A 16,851-nucleotide genomic window follows, 5' to 3' on the forward strand; every position below is an offset into this window, starting at 1 on the left:
TAGGCTGACCGGGTGGTGGATCATCCGGCGGTCGAGGTCAGCAATCTGAACGTCAGCTACGGCTCCACGCCGGTCCTGGTCGACGTCGGCCTGGTCGTGCCGGCCGGCGCCGGCGTCTGCGTGACCGGTGAGAACGGCATCGGCAAGTCGACGCTGCTGCGCTGCGTGAGCAGCCTGCAGCAGCCGGACTCGGGCGAGATCCGGGTCTTCGGCGGCGATCCGGGCGACACCCCGGAGTTCTGGCGTGCCGTGGTCACCACCGTCGAGCCGCCGACCTGGTACCCCGGCCTCACCGCCCGCGAGCACGCCGAACTGGTCTGCCGCGCACACGGGATGGATCTGCCGGCGATCGACTCCGTCGTCGGCGAGGCGTTCGAGCGGTTCGGGCTGGCCGGACACGCCGACGCCATCCCGCCGTCGCTCTCGTCCGGTCAGAAGCAGCGGCTCACGCTGGTGCTGGCGCTGATCCGGCCCAGCTCGCTGCTGATCCTCGACGAGCCGGAGCAGCGCCTCGACCCGGACGGCAAGGCCGCCGTGGCGGCGATGCTCGCCGAGTACCTCGCCGACGGCGGATCGCTGCTGATGGCGAGCCACGACGACGCGTTCGCCGCCGCGTCCGGCGCCTCGGTGACCACGATGGACTCGCTGTGAGCGACGCCACCGTCCCGCTGCGCCCGGTCCGCCGCTGGATCCACGCCACCCAGTCGTCGCATCGCGAGCGCGGCGCCACGCTGAGCAACGTCTACGTCGGCGTCCTCTTCGTGGCGATCGCCTCCGCCGTCTTCGAACGCCAGCTGACGGCCGTGTTCTGGCCCGCCGACCCGGCCCTGTCCGGCCTGGCCGGCGTCGCCGTGGCGGTGATCTGCGGCGCCCTGCTGCTGCTCGCGCTGCGGCAGATCGGCCCGATCACGATGAGCCGGCCGGCCTCCTACTTCCTGCTGACCGCGCCGGTGAGCCGCCGCCGCCTGCTGCTGCCCTCGGTGCGTCTCGCCGCGGCCGGCGCGGCGCTGGCCGGCGCGGCGGCGGCGTTCGCGATCCTCGGTCACGCCGGCCGGCGTGACCAGCTCTCCGACGTGCTGATCCTCGCCGGCGCCCTGACCGGGCTGCTGATCTTCCTGGTGGCGGCGTTCGCGCAGGTCATGCCGCGCGGCTCGGTGGTGCTGGACCGCCTCGCGTCGCTGGCGCTCGCCGTCGGCCTGGGTGAGCTGGTCGCGGAGTCGGCCGGGTGGACGCCACCCGCTCTCGCCGGGCCGCCGCCGGCCATCTCGCTGCTTCCGCTCGCGCTGGTCATCGTGGCGGGCTTCGCCTTCCTCGTACGCGCGACAGCGCGCACCCGCAACGACCGCATCCTGGAATCCGCGAAGACCACCGGCACCCTCTTCGACGCGGCGTTCGGCATGGAACCGTCCTGGGTGGCCGACATGGTCGAGCGGCGGTACTGGGCGAAGCGGCGCCTGCGGTCCACCCGCCTGCCGGCCCGGTTCCCGATCCTGACCGGCCAGGACCTGCTCCTGGCCGGACGCCGGTTCCCCCGCCTGATCTGGCTGCTCGGCGCCACCGCCCTGCCGCTGCTGCTGACGTCCGCCCCGAGCTGGCTGCTCGCGATCGTCCTGCTGCTCGCCACGATGATCGCGGCCCGGACCACCGCGGCCACCATCAAGACCGACGCCGGCAACCCGGTCATGTCCCGGCTCCTCGGCCTGAACTCCCGCGAGGCCCTCTACCAGCGGCTGTGGGTGCCGACGGTGCTGGCCGCGATCTGGGCCACCCTGGCGCTGACCCTGCTGCAGCTGACCGGCAACCTGCCCGCCGGACCGTGGTGGGCGCTGGGCCCGGCGATCGCCCCGGCCGCCGCGGCGGCAGCGGCCCGGCACGCCCGGGTCGGCTTCGTCCGCAACGACCTGCTGCCGCTGGACACTCCGATGGGTACGGTCTCGACCGGCCCGCTGGTCAACTCCCTCGCCGGCCCGGACATCCTGCTGCTGGCGCTGCCGACGCTGATCGCCCTGGCCCAGGACGACCCGCTGCCCTGGACGACGGTCCTCCTGCAGGCCGCGCTCGCCGTCTTCGGCGCCCGGGCCTACGTCAACGCCACGACGTCCGACACCCGCACGGAGCTGACCCCCCGCTGAGGCCGCCCTCATCCGGCCGCGAACGCGCGCGGACGGTCGGTGTCAGAAGAGGGTCAGCTCGTTGCGCTCCATGCCACGGAGCTTGTCGTAGTCGACGACCACGCAGCGGATGCCTCGGTCGGTGGCGAGCACGCGGGCCTGCGGCTTGATCTCCTGGGCCGCGAAGACGCCTTTCACCGGGGCGAGCAGCGGGTCGCGGTTCATCAGTTCGAGGTAGCGGGTCAGCTGCTCGACACCGTCGATCTCGCCACGGCGCTTGATCTCGACGGCGACCGAGCCGCCGTTCTCGTCCTTGCAGAGCAGGTCGACCGGGCCGATGGCGGTCATGTATTCGCGGCGGACCAGGGTCCAGCCCTCGCCGAACGTCTCCGGGTGCGCCGCGAGCAGCTCCTGCAGGTGCGCCTCGACACCGTCCTTGACCAGGCCGGGGTCGACGCCCAGTTCGTACGAATAATCCTGGAAGATCTCCTCCAGGGTGATCCGCAGCTCCTCGCCGGCCTTGTTCACCACCTTCCAGACGCCCTCCGACTCCTGCAGCTTGCAGGGCGGGCTCATCCAGTTGAGCGGCTTGTAGGCACGATCGTCGGCGTGGATCGACACCGATCCATCGGCCTTCACCATCAGCAGCCGGACGGCCGGCGGGAGGTGGGCTGACAAACGCCCGACGTAGTCCACTGAACACTTCGCGATGACCAGACGCACCGTGCGACAGTAGCCCACACTGCGGCACGTGCAGGGCGGTGCCATGCTGAGTACGTGTTCGAAGTCTTGACCGGCACCGGCCTGGCGGCATCCGCGGGCCTGAATGCGTATATCCCTCTGCTGACGATGGGCGTGCTCGCCCGGTTCACCGACGCGATCGACCTGCCGTCCGGCTGGTCCTGGCTGTCGAACGGCTGGACCCTGACGATCCTGGCCGTTCTGCTGGCGATCGAAGTGGTGGCCGACAAGGTCCCGGTCGTCGACCACTTCAACGACGCGGTGCAGACGTTCGTCCGGCCGACCGCCGGTGGCCTGGCGTTCGGCGCCGGCTCGACGTCCGAGACGGTGACGGTGGCCGACCCGGGCGCGTTCTTCAGCTCACACGCGTGGGTGCCGATCGTCGCGGGCGCGGTGATCGCGCTCGGGGTCCATGGAGTGAAAGCGGCATCCCGGCCGGTCGTGAACGCCACCACCGCGGGTTTCGGCGCGCCGGTCGCCAGCACCGCCGAGGACGTCGGCAGCGTGGTCATGTCGGTCCTCGCGATCGTGCTGCCGATCCTCGTCCTGATCGGGCTGGCGTTCCTGCTGTTCTTCTCGTTCTGGGTGATCCGGCGACGCAACAGGCGCCGGGAGGCGAGAGAGGCCGGAGAAGACAGGGCTGTCGATACGCAACGCCTCTTTGGTTGACTCTTCCGGTGGCCGCTCTCGCTGTACCCGTCTTCACACTGTCCGCGTGGCTGGCCTGTTACCTGCTCGGCCGGGATCCAGGTCGGACGGTGCTGCGCTGGGCGTCGGCAGCGCTGTGGGCGTACGCCGTCGGGCTCTTGATCTTCACGGTCGCGGAAGACAGCGCCGTCGCCCAGATCTGGCTCTGCCTGCCGGCGCTGGGCTGGGCGGGCGCGATCGTCGCCCTGCTGCCGCTGACCCCACGGGAACGTCGTCCGATCGACCGTGGCGCGCTGGTGCTGGGGCTGCTCTTCCTGGGCATGGTGATCGCGCTGCCGCCGATCGGCCGGCTGGTGGCGCTGACGCCGCTGGCGGGCGCGCTGACGCTGCTCTGGCGGGGACGTGCGCAGGTGTTCCCGCCTCGGCTGCCGGCCGCCATGACGATGCTGGCCGTGCTCTACGCGGCGGCGCTGGCTCTGCTGCTGACGCCGTCGGCGAACGCTGCGGTCCCGGCGCTCGCGGCGCTCGGCGTCGACCTGCTGGCCGCCGGCTACCTGATCGCGGTGGCGCACGCCGTGGAGACCGGCGAGCGGCTGCGGCCGGACCTGCGGCGCTCGGTGACCGGCGCGATCGCGGTGACGGTGCTGGCCGGGGTTCCGGTGGCGATCACCGTGATGCTGTCACCGGGCCACGACGTGATCGTGGTGCTCCAGTTCATGATCCTGGCGGTCGCCGCGGCCGGCGTCGGGCTGTCCAGCCGGGTGCGCCGGCTGCTGGACCGGGTGGCGCTCGCCGACGAGGGGCCACTGAGGACGGACCGGGCGACGCTCTTCTCCAACGCGGAGGCGCTGCTGCGCCGCCGGGAGCGCCGCCGGCTGGAGGCGATCAGCGAGCCGGAGTTCCTGCGGCTGACCCGGCGGGCGCTCTCCGACTTCGGCGACCTGGACCGGCTGACCCGCAGCCCGCTCACCGATCTGCCGGTGGTGGAGCGGCGGCTGGCCGACCGGGAGGACTCACCCCGGCTGCGGGCCCGCGAGCTGCGGGCGGTGCTGCGGGAGTCGGTGTCGGCGCTGCGGCCACCGGGCCCGTTCGGGACGGCCGACGAGTGGCGCTACTACAACGTGCTGCAGTTCTGCTGCGTGCTGGGCATCGATCCGTACGCCCGGCGTCCCCGCACCGACGGCATGAGCCGTGAGGCACGGCTCGCGGCGGACTGGTTCCGGCGGTACGTGCCGAGGGACGTGACCCGGCAGTGGCAGCAGGAGGCCGGCATGATCGTCGCGGGCCGGCTGTGGGAGGAACTGAGCGGCCGTAACCTGCATGAGATCACGACACGCAACGGCTAAATGCCCGAATTGGGCAGATATGGCTAAACTCCCCCAACATGGACTCCGGGGGTGCGCGTGGGTAGTCACCGCAACGCGTTGGTCGCCGCTGTCCGGCAGGAACTCGCCGAGGCTCGGGGCACCGCACGAGCGGTGCTGGCCGCCGCGGAAACCGCACGGGGCGAAGCTCAGCACCGCAAAGGGCTGGTGCGGGAGGCGTACGCCACCTGCCTGAACCAGCTGGCCGCGGCGCGCGAGACGGCCCGTGACGACATCCAGCGGCGGTACCGCAGCGAGGCGGTACGGCTTGCCGGTCACCTGCGCGGACTCGCCACGGTCAGCGCGACGGGCGCGGCCGGGGCGCCGTGGCGGGTGTGGGCGCCGAGCGAGCCGGAGCCGGGCGGACGTCCCGGCCTGCTGCGCATCGGCACGATCGCGTTCGAGGAGACGGCCGCCCTGCCCGGGCTGGTGCCGCTGCTCGACGCGGCACACCTGCACCTGGCCGGGCCGCCCGCGGTCCTCGATCAGGTGATCACCGGGCTGCTGCTGCGGGCGCTCGGCAGCACCCGGCCCGGCGACGTGCGGCTCACCGTCTACGACCCCGAGCAGCTGGGCGGCATACTCGCGCCGTTCGCCCCGCTCTCCCCGTCGCTGGTCGGGCCGGGCGCGCTCGGGTCGCTGCTGGACGAGCTGGTCGAGCACATCTGCCGGGTCAACGAGATGCCGGGGCCGCGTACCGAGCCGTGGCGGCTCGTCGTCCTCCTCGCCGACCGGGCCACCGCCGCCGAGATGACGGCTGTCCAGCGGGCGCAACTCGATCGGATCGTCCGCAACGGTGTGGCTGCCGGCGTACATCTGCTGGTCCGCGGTCTTGATCTGGAAGAACACGCGAGCGTCGAGCGGATCGTGGTGTCCGAGCGGACCGCCTACTGCGACTCGCTGGGCCCGCTGGCGATCACCCTCGACCCGCCACCGCCGGCGGACCGGGTCGCCGCGTTCTGCAAGGCGGCGGCCGATCGGCTGCGGGCCGGACCGGCGCCGGCGAAGCTCAGCGACCTGGAGCCGCCGAAGTTCTGGGCTGCGTCGTCGGCGTACGGGCTGCCCGCACCGATCGGCGACTGCACCGACGGGACGATGGTCGAGGTGCCGCTCGGCGACGAGTTCCCGCACGCGCTGATCGGCGGCCCGTCCGGATCCGGCAAGACCAACCTGATCCACGTCTGGCTCGGCTCGCTGGCCACCCGGTACGGACCCGAGGAGCTGGCGCTCTACCTGCTCGACTTCAAGGAGGGCGTGTCGTTCGCGCGGTACGCCCCCGGGTCACGCGATCCCAGCTGGCTGCCGCAGGTCCGGCTGGCCGGCATCAACATCAACGCGGACCGCGAGTTCGGCCTGGCGATGCTGCGGCACCTCGCCGAGGAGCTGCGCACCCGGTCGCTCGCCGGGAAACGGCACGGCGCCGGCACGCTCGCCGAACTGCGGGCCGCCGACCCGGACGGCCACTGGCCGCGCATCGTCGCCGTCGTCGACGAGTTCCAGGCGCTGATCACCGGGCGGGACGCGGTCGCCGAGGAGGCGGCCGGCCTGCTCGAGGACATCGCCCGGCGCGGCGGCCCGCAGGGCGTGCACCTGATCCTCGCGTCGCCGGACACGATCGGGGTGCAGTCGCTCGCCGGCTGCTTCCCGCTGCGGATCGCGCTGCCGAAGGCCCGCCGGATCCTGCCCGACGACAACCTGGCGGCCGCTGTCATCCCCCGCTATCACGCCGTCGTGAACACCGCCTCGGGCGCGGCCGGCGCCAACCGGATCGTCCGGCTGCCCGACGCCGGCGACCGGACGGTCTGGCGGACCCTGCAGCGGCGGCTCTGGCGGTCCCGGCCGGTCGGCTGCGAGGAACCCCGCCTCTTCGACGGCAACGCGGTGCCACGGCTGCCGGCGGCGTACCGGGCCGCGGCCTCCACGCTCGAACCCGGATCCTCCCCCGGCGCCGTGCTCGGCGAGCGGATCGACGTGGCGGCGCGACCGGCCCGGCTGCGGCTCGGACGGATGCCCGGACGCAACCTGGCGGTGCTCGGCGCCCGCACCGACGAGGCGTGCGACGTGCTCTCGGCGGCCGCGCTGTCGCTGGCGGCGCAGGGTCCCGCCCACTTCAGCGTCATCTGCCTGGCGCCCGAGGCGGAACGGGCGGCGGCCCGGCTGGTCGCCGAACTGCCGGTCGCCGACTGGTACGACTCCTCGGACGTGACGTTCGACCTGCCCGCCGCCGAGGTGCCGCACTACGTCCTCGGGTACGCGCTGGACGCGGCCGGCCCGGCGCACCGCGAGTCGCTGCGGGCGCTGCTGGACACCGGACCCGAGCGGCGTACGCACGTGCTGGGCTGGTGGCGTACCGTCCCCCGGCTCCGCGACGACCTGGGCGGCCTGAACGCCGGCTTCGACGCGATCGGCGCCTGGGTGGCCCTCGACGTGCCCGGCGCCGACCTGACGCCGCTCTACCCGCAGCCCGGCGGCCCGGTCTGGTACCCGCGCGCCCGGCGGGCCCTGTTCTTCGACCGTTCCGTGCACCGCACACCCGAAGTGATCATCCCGTACGAGGTGAACAGTGACCACACGTGACCGGCAGCCGCTGGGGCGCGACTACCAGCTGATGGTGAGCGCCCTGGCCGAGGTGAACAAGCGCCGCGACACCGAGCTGGACAGCGCGGAGCAGGCGTACCAGGACAACGCGGCACGGGCGGCCGGCGAGCTGGCCCGCGCCGAGCACGACGCGCTCACCGCCGACCGCTGGGCCGGCGCCGCGGCCGCTCAGGTCCTCGACGTGGACCGGGAGGCGGCCCGGCTCTGGGACCAGCTGCGCCGGGCACGCGGGATGCGGGTGCGGGCGCTCGGCGAGATGCCGGAGCCCGCCCCGATCGAGGCGATGCCCCGGGTGGCACTTCAGCGGCGCCCGTCGGAGGAGTCCGGCGCCGGCACCGCGCTGACGCAGGGCCGGCAGTCGCCCCGGGTGTTACTGGCCCGCGCGCAGGACCGGATCGACGTGACGGTCCGCCCGGCCCGGCACAGCCTCAACCGCTGGATCTTCCCGCTGCTGCCGCTGGTGGGCGCGCTCTGCGCGGCGCTGGCCGGTCTCGTCGCCGCCGGGTTGGTGACCTTCGGGGGTACGGAGGTGCCCGGTGGCGTGATCATCCGCGGGATCGGGTGGCTGGGCTTCCTGGTCGCGCCGTCGACCGGGGTGCCGGTGGCCGCCCTGCTCGCGCACCGGCGGCTGCACGCCAGGCTGGACATCGGCGGCATCGGGCTGACCCTGCTCGGCGGCATGGTGGCGGCCACGGCGCTGTCCCTGTTGTTCGCCGCGCAGCGCTGACACCGTCAGTAGGTGTAGAAGCCCTTGCCGGTCTTGCGGCCCAGGTCGCCGGCCGTGACCATGCGCTGCAGCAGCTCCGGCGGGAAGAACTTCTCGTCGGCGGTGTCCCGGTAGATGTTGCCGGCCGCGTTGAGCATGACGTCGAGGCCGGTGAGGTCGACCGTGGCGAGCGGGCCCATGGCGTGCCCGAAGCCCAGCTTCATGACCGTGTCCAGGTCCTCGGCGCTGACGACGCCGGACTCGACCAGCTTGATCGCCTCGACCAGGATCGCGGAGAAGAGCCGGTTCGACACGAAGCCGGCGACGTCGCGCTTCACCTCGACGCAGGTCTTGCCGACGCCCTCGGCGAACGAGCGGGCGGCCGCCAGGGTCTCGTCCGACGTCTGGTAGCCGCGGACCAGCTCGACCAGCTTCATCATCGGGACCGGCGAGAAGAAGTGGATGCCGACCACCGACTCCGGGCGCGAGGTGGCGGTGGCGATCTGGGTGATCGGGATGGCCGACGTGTTGGTGCCGAGCACCGCGTCCGCCTTGCAGATCTTGTCGAGCTGCTTGAAGACCTCGTGCTTCGCCTCGATCTTCTCGAAGATCGCCTCGACCACGATGTCGGCCTCGGCGGCGGCGTCCAGGTCCGTGGTGGTCGTGATCCGGGACAGGGTGGCCTCGACGTCCGCCTCGGCGATCCTGCCCTTCACGGCGAACCGGGTCAGCGACTCCTCGATCGCGGCCAGGCCGCGGCTGAGCGAGGCGTCGGTGACGTCCCGGATGGTGACCTGCCACCCGGCCTGCGCCGAGACCTGCGCGATGCCGGAGCCCATCAGACCGGATCCGATGACCGCGAGACGACCCGCCATAGTCCACTCCTTCGTCGTGGTAAGTCGCCTCACCTTAACGGGGTTACTTAACGAAGCCTCAGGGCGGTTCTCGATCGGGGCAATTCCCCAGAAATCGGCGCTGAGCGGTGCCACACTGTGCCCATGGCCACGAGCGACGGCTGGTACCTCATCGGACCGTTGATCGCCGTCGGTCTGGTCGGCTTTCTCGGCGCGGTCTTCTGGCGGATGGGCCTGCAACCCACCGGCGCCCCCGGCTCCACCAGCGGGGACCCGGACGGTCTCTCGATCTTCTCCGAGTGCGAGGACTACGGGCTGCTCTGGCCCGCGGCCGTCACGGAGGACCCCGAGGTCGCCGACGAGATCCGGCGGCTGCTCGCCGATGCGGGCATCCGAGCGACGAGCGCGACCCGCCGGGACGGGCGGGTCAGCGTGCTGGTCTTCGCCGAAGAGGTGGAGGAGGCGCGCCGGTTGGCGCAGTCCTAGAAGTTGTACTCCGGCTCCGGGACGTCCGTCCGCTCCACCTCGACGCCCAGGTTGGCCAGGTCCGACACGAAGTCCGGGTAGCCCCGGTCGATGTGGTGCACCTCGCCCACCTCGGTCACCCCGTCCGCACAGAGGCCGGCGATCACCAGACCGGCGCCGGCCCGGATGTCGGTGGCCCGCACCGGCGCGCCGGAGAGCCGCTCCCGGCCGTTCACCACGGCGTGGTGCCCGTCGGTACGGATCTCCGCTCCCAGCCGGACCATCTCGTTCACGAACATGAACCGGCCGTCGAAGATGTTCTCGGTGATCAGCGACGAGCCCTCGGCCACCGTCGCCAGGCCCAGCGCCATCGGCAGCAGATCGGTGGCGAAGCCCGGGTACGGCAGGGTCACGATGTCGACGCCACGCGGCCGCTCGGTCATCCGCACCCGGAACTGGTTGTCGCCCGGCTCCACCGTCGCGCCGGCCGTCACCAGCTTGTCCAGCGCGATGTCGAGGAACTCCGGCCGGACACCCTTGACCGTCACGTCGCCACGGGTCATCACCGACGCGAACGCCCAGGTGCCACCGACGATCCGGTCGCCGACCGTGGTGTGCTCGACCGGCTTCAGGGGGCCGTCGACGCCTTCCACGATCAGGGTCGACGTACCGGCGCCCTCGATCTTGGCGCCCATCGCGGTGAGCATCTCGCAGATGTCGACGATCTCCGGCTCGCGGGCCGCATTGTCGATCTCCGTGACGCCGCGCGCCAGAACCGCCGCCATCAGCAGGTTCTCGGTCGCGCCGACGCTCGGGAAGTCCAGCCAGATCTTGGTGCCGCGCAGGCCCTGCGGCGCCGACGCGATCACGAAGCCGTGCTCGTTGGAGATCTCCGCGCCCATCCGGGCCAGACCGGACACGTGCATGTCCAGACCCCGGGAGCCGATCATGTCGCCGCCGGGCAGCGCCACTCGCACGTAGCCGCGGCGGGCCAGCAGCGGGCCGAGCACGCAGATCGACGCGCGCAGGCGCCGGACCAGGTCGTAGTCGGCCTCCGCGCCGGGCTCGGCGGGCACGTCGATGATCGCCTCGCTGCCCTTGAGCTCGACGTCGCAACCGAGCCGGCGCAGCACCTCGGCCATGATGGCGATGTCGGTGATGCGCGGGACGTTCGCCACCACGCTGCGGCCCTCGGCCAGCAACGCGACCGCCATCAGCTTCAGCGCCGAGTTCTTCGCCCCGCCGACGACGACGTCACCGGCAAGCCGGGCGCCGCCCTTCACCCTGATCACATCCACGCGGGCCATCGTAGGGTTCCTGCGCCCGTGCCGCCTCTTAGGGTAGGGCGCATGGCTGTTCATCTGACCCGCATCTACACCCGTACCGGCGACGCCGGCGAGACCCGGCTGGTCAACAACGAGGTCGCCCCGAAGACCGATCCGCGCATCGCGGCCTACGCGGACGCCGACGAGTGCAACGCCGCGCTGGGTGCCGCGCTCGCGCTGGGTGATCTGCCGCAGGACGTACGGGCCGTCATCGCCCACATCCAGAACGATCTCTTCGATCTGGGCGCTGACCTGGGGAACCCGTTGTCCACCGAGCCGCCCGCCTATCCCCCTTTGAGGATCACTTCGTCGTACGTCGACCGCCTCGAGCGATGGTGCGACGAGTACAACGAGCGCCTCACGCCGCTGGACAGCTTCATCCTGCCGGGTGGCACACCGGGCGCCGCCCTGCTGCACGTGGCCAGGACCGTCGCCCGCCGCGCCGAGCGCTCCGCCTGGGCCCTGATCGCCGCCGACCCGGACCGGACAGCGGTCGAGCCGGCCAAATACCTGAACCGCCTCTCCGACCTGCTCTTCATCCTCTCCCGGGTGGCGAACCCCTCCGGAGACGTGAAGTGGGTCCCCGGAGGGGTTCGCCCCTGAGTCGAGCCGTAGCCCGAGCACGTTCGGGAGGCGGGCGGGTCAGGCGGTGAGGGTGCCGTCGATGACCGTCACGGCGTGGCCGGCGAGCTCGGTACGGTCGCCGCGCAGTGCCACGCGGACATGGCCGCCTCGACGGGAAGCCTGGTAACCCGTCAGTTCGGTGCGACCCAGGCGAGCCGCCCAGTACGGCGCCAGAGCCGTGTGAGCGCTGCCGGTGACCGGGTCCTCGTCGACGCCTACGGCCGGGCCGAAGAAGCGGGAGACGAAGTCGTACCCCTCTCCCGCCGCCGCGGCCGTGACGATCACCCCGCGGTTCGACAGCGGGACGAGGGCCCGCAGGTCCGGGGTGACGGCACGGACGGTCTCCTCGTCGGCCAGTTCGACGAGGAGGTCGTCGGTGTCCGCTCCGGTGTGGTGCACGGCCTTCACCTCGGCGCCGAGGGCCGCGGCCAGGGCGGGCGAGGGCTCCACCGATGTGAGCGGGGCGGTGGGGAAGTCGAGGGTGATCAGCCCGTCCGCGCTCGTCGTCGCCGTGAGGATGCCGCTTCTAGTGGCGAATCGGACGTCCCGGACCGGTGACTCCCGGTGAGCGAGCACGTGGGCGGCGGCCAGAGTGGCATGTCCGCAGAGCGCCACCTCCACAGCGGGCGTGAACCACCGCAGCGCCCAGTCAGGTGCCTGATCCGATATTTCGGTATTGCTGGTAATCGGATGCAAGAAGGCCGTCTCCGCGTGATTCACCTCGGCCGCGACGCGCTGCATCCAGGCGTCGTCGGGGAAGGCGTCGAGAAGCACGACGCCGGCCGGCGCTCCGGAGAAGGGCTGCGAAGTGAAGGCGTCGACGATTCGGATACGCATGCGATCGACGGTAGAACAGTCCGTTCGGGCGACGGCCGGCTTACGGCTCGATCGGGCGCGGGCCGAAGACCGGCCGGCTGCGCAGAGCGCCCGGGTCACGCGGCGGTCCGGCCTCCAGCCAGGAGAGGAAGCCGGTGACGGTGGTCTCCGCCATCGCGATCTCGATCTGGCCGCCGCTGCTCGCGCAGCGCAGGACCACCCAGTGACCGGGCATGGTGAGCCGCTCCGGGCCGGTGGGCAGACGCCGCTCCTCGACCGTGAGCGAACGGCGATCGAGCACCCTCTTGGGGCGGATCGCCAGGCTGAACATGCGGTGGAAGCGGAGCTCGTCGCCGACGAACTGGCCGAGGCCGGGCGACCAGCCGCGCCCCGGGACCAGCGTGCTGATCCGGACCTGCAGCCGAATGGTTCCGCCGCCGGCCATCAGCAGCCGGCGGCGGAAGAAGATTGCGAAGAGGAGCGCGAGCAGCGCCGCGACGCAGATTCCGACGACTTCCAGAACCCGCATCGTCGGCGTCAGTGCGACTCGGGCGTAGCCGGCGTGGCGCTCTCGGCGAGCACCGTGACGCCGTTCGCGTCGATCGAGAGGAAGCCACCGGCCACGTCGTAGGTGAGCTGATCACCACCGGCGAGCTTCACCCGGACCTGGGACGGCTCCTTGAGCAGGCCGAGCAGCGGCGAGTGGCCGGGGAGGACACCGATCTCACCCTCGGTGGTACGCGCGACGAGCATCTCCGCCTCGCCGGACCACACCTTCTCCTCGACGGCGACGACCTCGACATGCAGCTGGTTGGCCACCTGGTCTCCTCTGACTGCAGAACCTGAACGGGTGAAGTCTAAACGGCTGCCTGCGTACGCGTGGTACGGGGTCAGCTGTTGACGTTGACGAACTCCGGGTGGTCGAGCAGGAAGGGCGCGATGTCGTCCTTCCGCACCGCCTCGAAGAACTCCTCGTAGTCGCCCTTGAGCTGTTCGCCGAGGTATTTGTTCGACCCCGGCTCGAACAGGCCGCCACCGGGCAGCTTGATCGTGGTCATGTCCTCGGTGTTGACGCCGCGCAGGGCGGTGGCCCAGTCGATCACGCTGTTGCCGCCGCCGTCGAAGGTGAGCGACTCACCGGCCGCGTCCAGGATCGAGAGCAGTTTCGACGGGTTGGAGATGACGTCCTTGCTCATCGCCTGCTTCGCCATGGCCTTGATGAACTGCTGCTGGTGCCGCTGCCGGTCGTAGTCGCCGTTGGGCAGCGTGTAGCGCTGGCGGACGTAGTCCAGGGCCTCCCACGCCTCCAGGTGGTAGGTGCCCTTCTTGTACGTCTTCTGCGGGCCCGTGTAGGGGTGCGCGCACTTGTCGCAGCCCGGGATGCGCGGGCGGGGCTTGCCGTTCGGCTGCAGGTGCTCGGACTTCACGTTCTGGTCGATCGTCATGGTGACGCCGCCCATGGCCTCGACGATGTCCTTGAAGCCGCCGAAGTTGACGATGGCGCCGGAGTCGAACTCCTTGATGCCGGTCAGCTTCGTGACGGTCTTCGCCAGCAGCTGGAAACCCTGCTTCACGTCGTGCTCGCCGTTGCCGACCGAGCTCCCGTACGACATGGCCGCATTGATCTTCGACTTGCCGCCCTTGAAGCCGGTCGCGGCGAAGGCCGGGATCTCCACGTAGAGGTCACGCGGGATGGAGAAGAGGTAGACCTGGTCCATCGAGGCCGGGATGTGCGCCACGATGATCGAGTCGGAGAGCGGCGCGGTCTTCGTGTCGCGCGGGTCGATGCCGGCGAGCAGGATGTTGATCGGGCCCTTGATCTCCGATTTCTGGGTGGCCGAGGCCGGGTCGCCGATCAGGCTGCCCCCGCCCGCGTCGACCGCGCCGGTGTACTTGGAGATCAAGGCGTTGCCACCCACCAGGACACCGCCGCTGACCACCATGAGCACACTGCCGAAGATCGCGCAGAGACGTGCCCACAGCGGCGTGCGGAGCTTGAAAGACTTAGCCACCCGATCCCCAACTCTCGGACCATCCGGAAGAAATGACCCCGGGATGTTCGCAGGATCATGCGAACGCGCGGCCAAGCATACCCAAGCTCAGGCCGAACTCCGGCACCTCGATTCCCATTCACAGCCTGCATGAACGCAGCGAAATGAAGCGAACACGCAGAAGCCGCGCTGGCATGTCGCCGGCGCGGCTTCCCACGTACAGAGAAGGCTCTATCAGCCCTTCATCAGCTCGTGCGCGTTCTTCTCGAGGTCCTCGAGGCCACCGCACATGAAGAAGGCCTGCTCGGGGTAGTTGTCGTACTCACCCTCGGAGATCTTCTTGAACGCCTCGATGGTCTCCTTCAGCGGGACCGTCGAGCCGGGGACGCCGGTGAACTGCTCCGCCGCGTAGGTGTTCTGCGACAGGAACCGCTCGATGCGGCGAGCCCGCTGCACCGTGACCTTGTCCTCCTCGGAGAGCTCGTCCATACCGAGGATGGCGATGATGTCCTGGAGGTCCTTGTACTTCTGCAGGATCCGCTGGACCTCACGGGCCACCGTGTAGTGCTCGGCGCCGACGAACTCGGGCGCCAGGATCCGCGAGCTGGAGGCCAGCGGGTCCACGGCGGGGTAGATGCCCTTGTCGGAGATCGACCGCTCGAGGTTGGTGGTCGCGTCCAGGTGGGCGAAGGTGGTGGCCGGCGCCGGGTCGGTGTAGTCGTCGGCGGGCACGTAGATCGCCTGCAGCGAGGTGATCGCCTTGCCCCGGACCGAGGTGATGCGCTCCTGGAGCTCGCCCATCTCGTCGGCCAGCGTGGGCTGGTAACCCACGGCGGACGGCATACGGCCGAGCAGGGTCGACACCTCGGAACCGGCCTGGGTGAACCGGAAGATGTTGTCGATGAAGAGCAGCACCTCCTGGTTCTGGACGTCCCGGAAGTACTCCGCCATGGTCAGAGCGGTCAGGGCGACCCGGAGGCGGGTGCCCGGCGGCTCGTCCATCTGGCCGAAGACCAGAGCGGTCTTGTCGAGAACGCCACCCTCGTCCATCTCCAGGATGAGGTCGTTGCCCTCACGGGTGCGCTCGCCGACACCGGCGAACACGGAGGTACCACCGAAGTTGCGGGCAACCCGGATGATCATCTCCTGGATGAGCACCGTCTTGCCCACGCCCGCGCCACCGAACAGGCCGATCTTGCCACCGCGCACGTACGGCGCGAGCAGGTCGAGCACCTTGATGCCGGTCTCCAGCATCTCGGTCTTCGGCTCGAGGTCGGCGAACGCCGGGGGCTTGCGGTGGATCGCCCAGCGCTCGGTGACGTTCAGCGTCGACGGGTCGACGTTGAGCACCTCGCCGAGGGCGTTGAACACGTGGCCCTTGGTCACGTCACCGACGGGCACCGAGATCGGCGCGCCGGTGTCCTTGACCTCGGAGCCGCGGATCATGCCGTCGGTCGGCTGCATCGAGATCGCGCGGAGCAGGTTGTCACCCAGGTGCTGGGCGACTTCCAGCGTCAGCGTCTTGGTGCCCTCGGAGAGGGTGACGTCGACGTGCAGCGCGTTGAAGATCGGGGGCATGGCGTCACGGGGAAACTCGACGTCGACGACCGGGCCGATGACCCGGACGACGCGGCCGACAGCGGTCTCCGCCTTGGTGGGCTCAGCTACAGCAGTCATCACACATCACTTCCCGCCTCGGCCAGCGCGTTGGCGCCGCCGACGATCTCACTGATTTCCTGGGTGATCGCAGCCTGCCGCGCGGAGTTCATCTCGCGCGTGTACCGCTTGAGCAGGTCGTCGGCGTTATCCGACGCGCTCTTCATCGCCCGCCGGCGCGAGGCCGACTCACTGGCCGCCGAGTCCAGCAACGCCGCGTAGATACGCGTGTTGAGGTACTTCGGGAGCAGCGCGTCGAGCAACTCGTCGGCGTCCGGCTCGAACTCGTACGCGGGACGCAGACCCGTGGACTCCTCGGCCTGCTCCTCCACCTGAACCGGCGCGAGCGGCTTCGCCTGAGCGGACTGCGTCATCAGCGACTTGAACTCGGTGCTCACGATGTGCAGCTCGTCCACACCCGGGATGTCGTCCGGGCCGAACGTGCCGTCCTCCGTGGAACCCGCCGCGAACGCCTCGATGAGGGCGTCGCCGATGCGCTTGGCGTCGGCGAACGTCGGGCGCTCGGAGAAACCGGTCCAGCTGGCGGCGATGTCCCGGTTGCGGAACCGGTAGTAACCGACGCCCTTGCGGCCCACGACGTACAGCGCCACCTCCTTGCCCTCCGACTTCAGCTGAGAGATCAGCTGCTCGGCGGTCCGGATGGCGTTGGCGTTGTAGGCGCCGGCCAGGCCACGGTCACTCGTGATCAGCAGGACACCCGCCCGCTGGACACGCTCACGCGCGACCAGCAGCGGGTTGTCGACCGAAGCGTTGCTCGCCAGCGCACCGAGAACCTTGGTGATCGCCTGCGAGTACGGCCGGGACGCGTTCACCCGCTCCTGGGCCTTGGCGATCCGGCTGGTCGCGACCAGCTCCTGCGCCTTGGCGATCTTCTTGGTCGACTTGACGGTGCGGATGCGCCGCCGCAGCGCCTGTACCTGACCGGCCATGC

General features: G+C 70.8%; 17 protein-coding genes. 8 read left to right on the forward strand and 9 right to left on the reverse strand.

The window, feature by feature from the left end; translation table 11 throughout:
* The first annotated feature begins 12 nt into the window (after window positions 1-12).
* Window positions 13-651: an ABC transporter ATP-binding protein gene (locus EP757_RS05975; RefSeq protein WP_127543200.1), complete on the forward strand. Its 639-nt coding sequence runs from the start codon at window positions 13-15 to the stop codon at window positions 649-651.
* Window positions 648-2,132 (forward strand): DUF6297 family protein, encoded by a 1,485-nt coding sequence (locus EP757_RS05980; protein ID WP_127543201.1) that lies wholly within the window; start codon window positions 648-650, stop codon window positions 2,130-2,132. The genes EP757_RS05975 and EP757_RS05980 overlap by 4 nt, the downstream gene beginning before the upstream one ends.
* A 42-nt stretch (window positions 2,133-2,174) precedes the next feature.
* Here the strand turns inward: EP757_RS05980 and nucS are convergent, their stop codons facing one another.
* Entirely contained in the window at window positions 2,175-2,834 is a 660-nt protein-coding gene (nucS, locus tag EP757_RS05985; RefSeq protein WP_127543202.1) for an endonuclease NucS, read from the reverse strand.
* A 54-nt stretch (window positions 2,835-2,888) separates the two neighbouring features.
* On the opposite strand from nucS, the gene EP757_RS05990 reads away from it, so the two are divergent.
* From EP757_RS05990 to EP757_RS06005, 4 genes are read left to right on the forward strand one after another with little or no spacing between them, the layout of a single operon-like run.
* Window positions 2,889-3,521 carry a DUF4126 domain-containing protein gene (locus EP757_RS05990; RefSeq protein WP_127543203.1) on the forward strand — a complete coding sequence of 211 codons (633 nt, stop codon included), beginning with the start codon at window positions 2,889-2,891 and terminating at the stop codon, window positions 3,519-3,521.
* Between the two features lie 8 nt (window positions 3,522-3,529).
* Window positions 3,530-4,846, forward strand: coding sequence for a hypothetical protein (locus tag EP757_RS05995; RefSeq protein WP_127543204.1), 1,317 nt, complete (start codon window positions 3,530-3,532; stop codon window positions 4,844-4,846).
* Window positions 4,847-4,903: 57 nt separating this feature from the next.
* Window positions 4,904-7,441 (forward strand): FtsK/SpoIIIE domain-containing protein, encoded by a 2,538-nt coding sequence (locus tag EP757_RS06000; protein ID WP_127554101.1) that lies wholly within the window; start codon window positions 4,904-4,906, stop codon window positions 7,439-7,441.
* Window positions 7,428-8,189, forward strand: a complete 762-nt coding sequence (locus EP757_RS06005; protein WP_127543205.1) for a hypothetical protein — start codon at window positions 7,428-7,430, stop codon at window positions 8,187-8,189. The genes EP757_RS06000 and EP757_RS06005 overlap by 14 nt, the downstream gene beginning before the upstream one ends.
* 5 nt (window positions 8,190-8,194) lie before the next feature.
* On the opposite strand, the gene EP757_RS06010 is transcribed toward EP757_RS06005, so the two are convergent.
* Window positions 8,195-9,043, reverse strand: coding sequence for a 3-hydroxyacyl-CoA dehydrogenase family protein (locus EP757_RS06010; protein ID WP_127543206.1), 849 nt, complete (start codon window positions 9,041-9,043; stop codon window positions 8,195-8,197).
* A gap of 123 nt (window positions 9,044-9,166) precedes the next feature.
* On the opposite strand from EP757_RS06010, the gene EP757_RS06015 reads away from it, so the two are divergent.
* Window positions 9,167-9,508, forward strand: a complete 342-nt coding sequence (locus EP757_RS06015; protein WP_127543207.1) for a hypothetical protein — start codon at window positions 9,167-9,169, stop codon at window positions 9,506-9,508.
* Here EP757_RS06015 and murA read toward each other — a convergent pair.
* On the reverse strand, window positions 9,505-10,794 hold the full coding sequence (gene murA, locus EP757_RS06020) for a UDP-N-acetylglucosamine 1-carboxyvinyltransferase (RefSeq protein ID WP_174262344.1): 1,290 nt from the start codon (window positions 10,792-10,794) through the stop codon (window positions 9,505-9,507). The genes EP757_RS06015 and murA overlap by 4 nt on opposite strands.
* Window positions 10,795-10,836: 42 nt before the next feature.
* On the opposite strand from murA, the gene EP757_RS06025 reads away from it, so the two are divergent.
* Window positions 10,837-11,415: a cob(I)yrinic acid a,c-diamide adenosyltransferase gene (locus EP757_RS06025; RefSeq protein ID WP_127543209.1), complete on the forward strand. Its 579-nt coding sequence runs from the start codon at window positions 10,837-10,839 to the stop codon at window positions 11,413-11,415.
* Between the two features lie 39 nt (window positions 11,416-11,454).
* Here the strand turns inward: EP757_RS06025 and EP757_RS06030 are convergent, their stop codons facing one another.
* The 6 genes from EP757_RS06030 to EP757_RS06055 all read right to left on the reverse strand — a co-directional run bounded on the left by EP757_RS06030 (window position 11,455) and on the right by EP757_RS06055 (window position 16,849).
* The gene (locus EP757_RS06030; protein WP_127543210.1) at window positions 11,455-12,273 is read right to left on the reverse strand and encodes a PhzF family phenazine biosynthesis protein; all 819 of its coding nucleotides are present in this window, start codon (window positions 12,271-12,273) and stop codon (window positions 11,455-11,457) included.
* Window positions 12,274-12,313: 40 nt separating this feature from the next.
* A complete protein-coding gene (locus EP757_RS06035) occupies window positions 12,314-12,781 on the reverse strand; it encodes a DUF2550 domain-containing protein (protein WP_127543211.1) in 468 nt (155 codons plus the stop codon).
* A gap of 8 nt (window positions 12,782-12,789) precedes the next feature.
* A complete protein-coding gene (locus EP757_RS06040) occupies window positions 12,790-13,071 on the reverse strand; it encodes a F0F1 ATP synthase subunit epsilon (RefSeq protein WP_127543212.1) in 282 nt (93 codons plus the stop codon).
* Window positions 13,072-13,142: 71 nt separating this feature from the next.
* A complete protein-coding gene (locus tag EP757_RS06045) occupies window positions 13,143-14,195 on the reverse strand; it encodes an LCP family protein (protein ID WP_127554102.1) in 1,053 nt (350 codons plus the stop codon).
* A 282-nt stretch (window positions 14,196-14,477) separates the two neighbouring features.
* Window positions 14,478-15,920 carry a F0F1 ATP synthase subunit beta gene (gene atpD / locus EP757_RS06050; RefSeq protein ID WP_127543213.1) on the reverse strand — a complete coding sequence of 481 codons (1,443 nt, stop codon included), beginning with the start codon at window positions 15,918-15,920 and terminating at the stop codon, window positions 14,478-14,480.
* The gene (locus tag EP757_RS06055) at window positions 15,920-16,849 is read right to left on the reverse strand and encodes a F0F1 ATP synthase subunit gamma (RefSeq protein ID WP_127543214.1); all 930 of its coding nucleotides are present in this window, start codon (window positions 16,847-16,849) and stop codon (window positions 15,920-15,922) included. The genes atpD and EP757_RS06055 overlap by 1 nt, the downstream gene beginning before the upstream one ends.
* Window positions 16,850-16,851: the final 2 nt, after the last annotated feature.

It is taken from the genome of Actinoplanes sp. OR16 (assembly GCF_004001265.1).
Taxonomy (GTDB): Bacteria; Actinomycetota; Actinomycetes; order Mycobacteriales; family Micromonosporaceae; genus Actinoplanes.